The organism is Nocardia acidivorans NBRC 108247, from assembly GCF_001625085.1.
Lineage (GTDB): Bacteria > Actinomycetota > Actinomycetes > Mycobacteriales > Mycobacteriaceae > Nocardia > Nocardia acidivorans.
In genome coordinates this window covers 1-6,971 of sequence record NZ_BDAW01000131.1, presented here as the reverse complement: position 1 = coordinate 6,971, position 6,971 = coordinate 1, and the positions used below count along the sequence as shown (strand labels likewise).

Genomic DNA, 6,971 nt, shown 5'->3' with positions numbered 1-6,971 from the left:
ACCTGAATACTGACCCTCTGATTCCGGGTGAATTCTGACCCACCTGTGAACGATCATGAGGTGCTGAACGTGGAGGACTGGGCGGAGATTCGCCGGTTGCATCGTGCTGAGGGGATGGCGATCCGGGCCATCGCGCGGCAGATGAAGGTCTCGAAGAACACGGTCAAGAAGGCGCTGGCGTCGCATGCGCCGCCGCAGTATCAGCGCAAGCCGGGCGGGTCTGCGGTGGATGAGTTCGAGCCGCAGATCCGCGTGTTGCTGGCCGAGTTCCCGGCCATGCCGACGACGGTGATCATGGAACGTGTTGGCTGGCAACGCGGCAGGACAGTGTTCTTCGAGCGGGTGCAGCAGTTGCGGCCGCTGTTCCAGCCGGTGGACCCGGCCTCGCGCACTGAATATCAGCCCGGCGAGCTCGCGCAGTGTGATCTGTGGTTTCCGCCGGTGGATGTCCCGTTGGGGTTCGGACATGTCGGTCGACCGCCGGTGTTGGTGATGGTGTCGGGCTATTCGCGGATCATCACCGCGACGATGATCCCGACGCGTCAGAGCCCGGACCTGCTGGCCGGGCATTGGGCGTTGATCTCGGGCTGGGGTTGTGTTCCGCGAACCTTGGTGTGGGACAACGAATCCGCGGTTGGTAAGTGGCGTGGCGGCAAACCACAACTGACCGAGACGATGAACGCGTTCCGCGGATCTTTGGGCATCAGGGTGATCCAGTGCCGCCCTCGCGACCCGGAAGCCAAAGGCTTGGTCGAGCGAGCGAACGGCTATTTGGAGACCTCGTTCCTGCCTGGCCGAATCTTCACCGGCCCAACCGATTTCAATGCTCAACTCTCCGATTGGCTGATCAAGGCCAACCAGCGACATCATCGCCGGTTGGAGTGTCGTCCGGTCGATCGCTGGGAGGCCGATCGGCGGTCGATGCTCGAGTTGCCGCCGGTGGATCCGGTGGTCGGGTGGCGGTTCACGACCCGGCTTCCGCGTGATCATTACGTCCGCCTGGACTCCAATGACTATTCGGTGCATCCGGCCGCGATCGGTCGCCGTGTCGAGGTTCGCGCCGATCTCGACGAGGTGGTGATCACCTTGGCCGGCGCCGAACTCGCTCGGCATCAACGGTGTTGGGCTGATCACCAAACCCTCACCGATCCCGACCACGCGGCCGCGGCCGCGGACCTGCGCAATGCTCGGCGCTTGGTCGCGGTCCCCGCGATCGACACCGATGTCGAGCACCGAAACCTCTCCGACTACGACCGCATGTTAGACCTCGACGAGGCGAACAGCAGCGAGGGAATCGCCTGATGGCCACCAAGACCACAACCAACGGTTCACGCAACGTAACCTCCGAAATCGCCTATCTCGCACGAGCTCTCAAGGCCCCGACGCTCGGCAATGCCGTCGAACGGCTCGCTGAGCGGGCCCGCGCCGAGAACTGGAGCCATGAAGAATTCCTGGCTGCCTGCCTGCAACGCGAGGTCTCCGCCCGCGAATCCCACGGCGGCGAAGGGCGTATTCGCGGCGCACGGTTTCCGTCCCGAAAGTCGTTGGAGGAGTTCGATTTCGAACATCAACGTTCCCTCAAACGCGACACCATCACCCACCTGGGAACCCTGGACTTCATCACCGCGAAGGAGAACGTTGTGTTCCTGGGCCCGCCCGGCACCGGGAAAACTCACCTGTCGATCGGGCTCGGGATCCGCGCTTGCCAGGCTGGGCATCGCGTCGCGTTCGCGACCGCCGCGGAATGGGTCTCGCGGCTGGCTGAGTCTCATCACGCCGGAAAACTGCAGGCAGAGCTGATAAAGCTCGGCCGGATTCCGTTGATCATCGTGGACGAAGTCGGCTATATCCCTTTCGAATCCGAGGCCGCGAACCTGTTCTTCCAGCTCGTCTCGTCCCGCTATGAACGGGCCAGTCTGATCGTCACCAGCAACAAGCCTTTCGGGCGATGGGGCGAGGTCTTCGGCGACGACGTTGTCGCCGCCGCGATGATCGATCGCCTCGTCCACCATGCAGAAGTCATCTCGATGAAGGGAGACAGCTACCGCCTCAAGGACCGAGACCTCGGCCGCGTCCCGGCGGCCAAAACCAACGACTAACCAATCAAGGTGGGTCAGCTTTCGGCTGGACTGAACGGGTCACGATTCGACCGACGTTGACACCTGGATCGTGTATGCGCCGGTGTTCTCGACTATCAACCATGCCGCGCCCGCAGGTGAGCGCCATGCTGATCGGTCCTCGACTCGGAGGACGAACGACGCCAGCCCTTCCGCCGGATCATGCGGAGGTACGAAGGCGGTGGCCGCATAGTCATGGTCGGGTGGCGTGAGCGGTGGTCCTGACGAACGGCCGCCTTGATCCGGCGTGAGCCACAGTATCCAGCCGCGGAACGGGAGGCTGCCAGAAAAGCGCATGGGTGAGAGTCTGTCTCAGAGATGGCTACAAGTGCGAACGCCCGCTATTGCCGCATCCCGCGCTGACCGAATCGGCCGCCGGTCCGACGCCCGCACCTCCGCGGGACAGGCGTGCAATCTGCCAGCCACTCGGAACGTCGAATGCCCGGTGAATGCGCTTGGTTGCAAGATGGACCCAACCGCTGTGGGGACCTCCGCGCACGAACGAGACGATACGAGGGTTGGTGTGGGATTCAGAACTGTGGTGATCTCTGAGGATCGGCCGCTCGCGTTGCCGTTGTGGTTTGTCGAGGCCCATCCCGAACTGCACTTCGGCAACAACGAAGACGGCTCGTCTCGCCTGCCGATCGCGAGTCGCTTCGAGCGCAAGTACTACGGATCCAAGGACGATCAGCTCTTTCTCGACCTACAGCGGGTGTTGAACGAAACTCCGTCATGGATCGGCAATGTCGAGTTGATCCTGTTCCACGAGTGCGGTGGGATTACCAAGGTACTGGTCACACGCGACCGCATACGCATGGCCGAACCCACGGGCTGGTCCGAAGTCGACGAGATCGAGCACTGGTTCTGCGGCTGCTCATTCGACACGCAAATCGAGCTCCAGCGCTCCGAACTCGAAGATGGGAGCCGCCCCGAGATCGGAAAGGCCGTCGGCCCGGACGCACCATAATGCCGCTTCCCGCGCGGTCCCCGGCGGCCGGGTAACCGAGCTGAAGTTCAACGGCGCAGGGCGATCTCGGGGCCGTCGCGGTGTCCTCACATGCCATACGCCTCCGAATTCCGGTCCGAGATGCATTTGCGTTGGAGCGCACTCCAACTCCTAGGTTCGGATGCATGCGATACATCAAGCTCGGAACGACGGGACTGGAAGTCTCCGCAATCACGTTGGGCTGTATGAGCTTCGGCGAGCCGGATCGAGGTGGCGAGCCCTGGTCGCTGGGCGTGGACGCCAGCCGGGACATCATCAAGAAGGCCCTCGAGAGCGGCGTCAATTTCCTCGACACAGCCAATGGGTATAGCGCTGGAAGCAGCGAGGAGATCGTCGGTCGAGCGGTCAAGGACTTCACCCGGCGTGAGGAGGTCGTTCTCGCCACCAAGGTTTGGATGCGGATGCGCCCTGGCCCGAACGGTGCCGGGCTGTCGCGCAAGGCGATCTTCGCCGAGCTCGACGCCTCCCTGAAGCGACTGGGGACCGACTACATCGACCTGTACCAGATCCACCGCTGGGACTACGACACTCCGATCGAGGAAACCCTCGAGGCGCTGCACGATGCGGTCAAATCCGGAAAGGTCCGCTACATCGGAGCGTCGTCCATGTATGCCTGGCAGTTCGCCAAGGCCCTGTACCTGGCTGACCTGAACGGCTGGACCCGGTTCGTGTCGATGCAGGAGCACTACAACCTCATCCACCGGGAAGCAGAGCGGGAGATGATCCCGCTGTGCGCCGACCAGGGCGTCGGTGTGATTCCGTGGAGCCCGCTGGCGCGGGGCAGGCTGACGCGGGCCTGGGATACGGCCACGGCGCGTGCCGAGACCGACGTGGGCGGCAAAATCCTCTACCGTGACGAGGACCGGGCGGTGGTCGAGCGCGTCCACGAGATCGCAGGCAGGCGCGGTTTGTCCCCGGCCCAGGTCGCCCTGGCCTGGGCCATGCGCAACCCGGCGGTGACCTCGCCCATCGTCGGGGTCACCAAGCCGGCCCAGCTGGCTGACGCGGTCGCCGCGGTGGACGTCGAACTCGACGAAGACGAGGCCGCCTACTTGTCCGAGCCCTACCAGCCGCGTGAAGCTTTCTACCTGGAGGAGTCCTTCTACAAGCGGCAACCTGTGGCGGACTCCCGGTAGTCCAGGCCACGCCGGTATGACGGGTGTGGATGTTTGTACCGTCGAGCCATGACTACCGACAGCAGGGCCATCGTCCAGGCGGCGTGGCAGGCGTTCGCCAGTCACGACGCAGAGCAGATCGCCGCGTTCTTCACCGCCGACGCCGAATGGCTTGCGCCAGCGGGCAATGCGACCGCGGTCGCGCTCGACGCTCCCAGCCACATGATCGACAGGCAGGCTGTCACACACTTTCTCGCACACGAGTTCTCGCGGCTGTTCGTCAGTGATGTTGCCGTGGATTTCAATTTCCGCGGCTTCTACGTCGACGGGGATCGGGTGATCGTGGAGGAAACGATGAGCGCCACGCTGGCGAACGGGAACGCGTACCGCAATGACTATTGCTTCGTCTTCGAGTTACGAGACGGGCTCATCCACAGGGTTCGCGAATACATGGAAATCGTGACGTCTTCGGTAGGAATACCGGCGCCGACGCCATCCAGACTGAGGATTTGTCGATCAGGTGAGTGGGTGACTGCGCGGCATGCTGGTTCGCAACGCACTGACATGCCGCTTCCCGCGCGGTTCGAAGCACCAGCGCGGGCCTGCGGAAGATCAACGGGCGGAGCATCGTTCGGCTAGGGACGACGCACCATAATGCCGATGAGAGCGTGGGTTCTGGACCGAACCTCAATAGTCGATCCGTGACCGATAGTCGATGGCTGGGCGGCTCTTGGGGTCTGGACCATACGGGTTGGGGCCGGGGATGCCGTCCTGCAGCGAGAGTCCGAGCAGGATCAGTCCACCGAGAAACGGGAGCAGGGCAACCAGTAGATACCACCCGCTGTATCCGGCGTCGTGCAGGCGGCGAACTCGGACCGATACGGACGGCAGGAACAGGCTGAAGAGCACGACGGCACCGAAGGTCGCCACGAGCGAACTGCCGATCCCCGAGAGCGCCTTGCTGAGGATCCCCGCAGCGAAAAAGAGCCCGTAGTAGAACAGTGTGAACCACCAGAACTCGCTGCGGCTCGCCCGCCCGTCGAACGAAACATACTGTGCCAGCGCACTCTTGAGTGCCGCCCTGAGTCCCACCGATCCTCCCGAAAATACCTGAATCCCGAGAAATCTCGCATACCGTCTGGTGCAATGCAAGTCGGTGGGTGACCTGAATCAGCTCTGATGGCACTCGCCGATGCACTGGCGAGGTGGCAGGTGTCCGTTCTACCCGCCTACTGACACGACCCGGTGGCCGCACGATTGAACGCCTCGTCCCAGTCGGCGGGAGACAGGTAGCTCAGCCTCGGCAGTTGTGCTCGCAGTGCAGGAAGGCCGCCCGGAGTTTGGTCTACCGCGAGCAAAAGGCCGTCGCAGACCCCACGAATGAAGTACTTCGTCCGCGGGTCCGCCGTCGGTGAGATCTGCTCGGCTGCGCTGGGTTTCGCGGGCACCGGCTCGGTGGTGATAGTGCCGGTATCGAGCCTCTTTGCGGTGGCCACTGCGCTGCTGTCGACAGCTGAGTCATGTCGGTCGGTCACGGCGGCGATCGCCGCGCCGCCGAGCACCAGACCGGTGGTAAGAACTGCCGCCCCGACCCACCCTCCGCGCAGGGAGGCGAGTCGTCTCGTCCCGACCGCGATCTTCAACAGCCAATCAGCTGCCACCACAAGACTCCTGACCCTCGCCGAACTGGCGACAGTATAAGCAGCCCAACACAATCCATCCCACCCAACGGTGACCATCGCAACGCTGGCACCTGGATCAGATCCTGGCCTGGATCCGATCCTGACACCAGTCTCTTACCAGCCGCATGCGCTGACCGAACCGGAACGCCAGGTGTAGATCAACTAGGTTTCAGTCTGAGGCTGCCAAACCGCACGCACATGCCGAGTCCAGTGCGCAGTGTCGTGGCATCCCAGCCTGCTGGCGCGGTTAGGGTCTGGGCTGTGGGCAACCATTTCAGCGCGGATGCGATCGGCCTGGACGTCTACATGACCAGCGGCGGGACTGATGTGTTCTGCGAGGTAATCGCACTGGCAGGTACGCCGGTAGCGGAAACGCTATGGCAGCAAAACTTGGTGCTGCACTTCTGCGATCTCGAGCGATTCCGCTCCGGAATCAGCGGGTTCGACCTGGCTGAGCTGCCATGGACGCAGACCCACAGGCAGGAGAAGGACTTCTTCCTCGACCTACTCGACCGAGCCAACCATCGAATCGGTTGGGAGAAACTGCACTACACCCCGACGATCGACCACAATCTCGGCGCATTCACGCAGATGCTCATTGCGTTTCACCCCAGCCCGACGATCGACTCCGACCTCGGAGACTGGACCATCGCACCGAGACCGTATTTTCTCGATAAGTGTTTGCGACACACGATTTTCCGAGGTGAGTTCGGGTGCCGCCTGTACGACACCTGGACTCAACCCTCCAACGCTCCATTCGTGTGGGAAGTGATCAGTACCTACTCTGTTGATGGAACGCGCAACAGCGAGGTCGTAGATCGCCAGGTACGGCAAATGCCCGAGGACTGATCCCTCGAATCTTCGCCATTGCAGGCAATCCGGAGCCGCGGGCGGTAGGCATATGGATCGAGCCACAACACCTCGAGTCGGTATCTGCCGTCATTCAGATGCCACTCGATCCCCAGGCTCGCCATTGGCTTGGCAAGGCCGTGGACTGAGCGCCACACCGAGCCGTCGCTGGGTTGAACATCCGCTACTGCCGCGAGGCGCA

8 protein-coding genes are annotated in these 6,971 nt (G+C 62.9%); 6 read left to right on the top strand and 2 right to left on the bottom strand.

What is annotated here, in order from left to right; genetic code table 11:
* Positions 1–60 precede the first annotated feature (60 nt).
* The 5 genes from istA (at position 61) to NA10_RS34845 (ending at position 4,877) form a co-directional block, all read left to right on the top strand.
* Positions 61–1,302, top strand: coding sequence for an IS21 family transposase (gene istA / locus NA10_RS34865; protein WP_067574974.1), 1,242 nt, complete (start codon positions 61–63; stop codon positions 1,300–1,302).
* Positions 1,302–2,099 (top strand): IS21-like element helper ATPase IstB, encoded by a 798-nt coding sequence (istB, locus tag NA10_RS34860; RefSeq protein ID WP_067574973.1) that lies wholly within the window; start codon positions 1,302–1,304, stop codon positions 2,097–2,099. Before istA ends, istB begins: the two co-directional genes overlap by 1 nt.
* 484 nt (positions 2,100–2,583) lie before the next feature.
* Complete coding sequence (locus tag NA10_RS34855) at positions 2,584–3,084, top strand: hypothetical protein (RefSeq protein ID WP_157557001.1); 501 nt, start codon at positions 2,584–2,586, stop codon at positions 3,082–3,084.
* Positions 3,085–3,248: 164 nt separating this feature from the next.
* Positions 3,249–4,259: an aldo/keto reductase gene (locus NA10_RS34850; RefSeq protein WP_067574971.1), complete on the top strand. Its 1,011-nt coding sequence runs from the start codon at positions 3,249–3,251 to the stop codon at positions 4,257–4,259.
* 48 nt (positions 4,260–4,307) lie between these two features.
* Complete coding sequence (locus NA10_RS34845) at positions 4,308–4,877, top strand: nuclear transport factor 2 family protein (RefSeq protein ID WP_067574970.1); 570 nt, start codon at positions 4,308–4,310, stop codon at positions 4,875–4,877.
* A gap of 48 nt (positions 4,878–4,925) precedes the next feature.
* Here NA10_RS34845 and NA10_RS34840 read toward each other — a convergent pair whose 3' ends face one another.
* Together NA10_RS34840 and NA10_RS34835 are read right to left on the bottom strand one after the other, a co-directional pair.
* A complete protein-coding gene (locus NA10_RS34840) occupies positions 4,926–5,330 on the bottom strand; it encodes a DUF805 domain-containing protein (RefSeq protein WP_067574969.1) in 405 nt (134 codons plus the stop codon).
* A gap of 137 nt (positions 5,331–5,467) precedes the next feature.
* A complete protein-coding gene (locus tag NA10_RS34835) occupies positions 5,468–5,899 on the bottom strand; it encodes a hypothetical protein (RefSeq protein ID WP_157556999.1) in 432 nt (143 codons plus the stop codon).
* Positions 5,900–6,181: 282 nt separating this feature from the next.
* Here NA10_RS34835 and NA10_RS34830 point away from each other — a divergent pair, with 282 nt between their 5' ends.
* Positions 6,182–6,769, top strand: a complete 588-nt coding sequence (locus NA10_RS34830; protein ID WP_157556997.1) for a hypothetical protein — start codon at positions 6,182–6,184, stop codon at positions 6,767–6,769.
* Positions 6,770–6,971 lie beyond the last annotated feature (202 nt).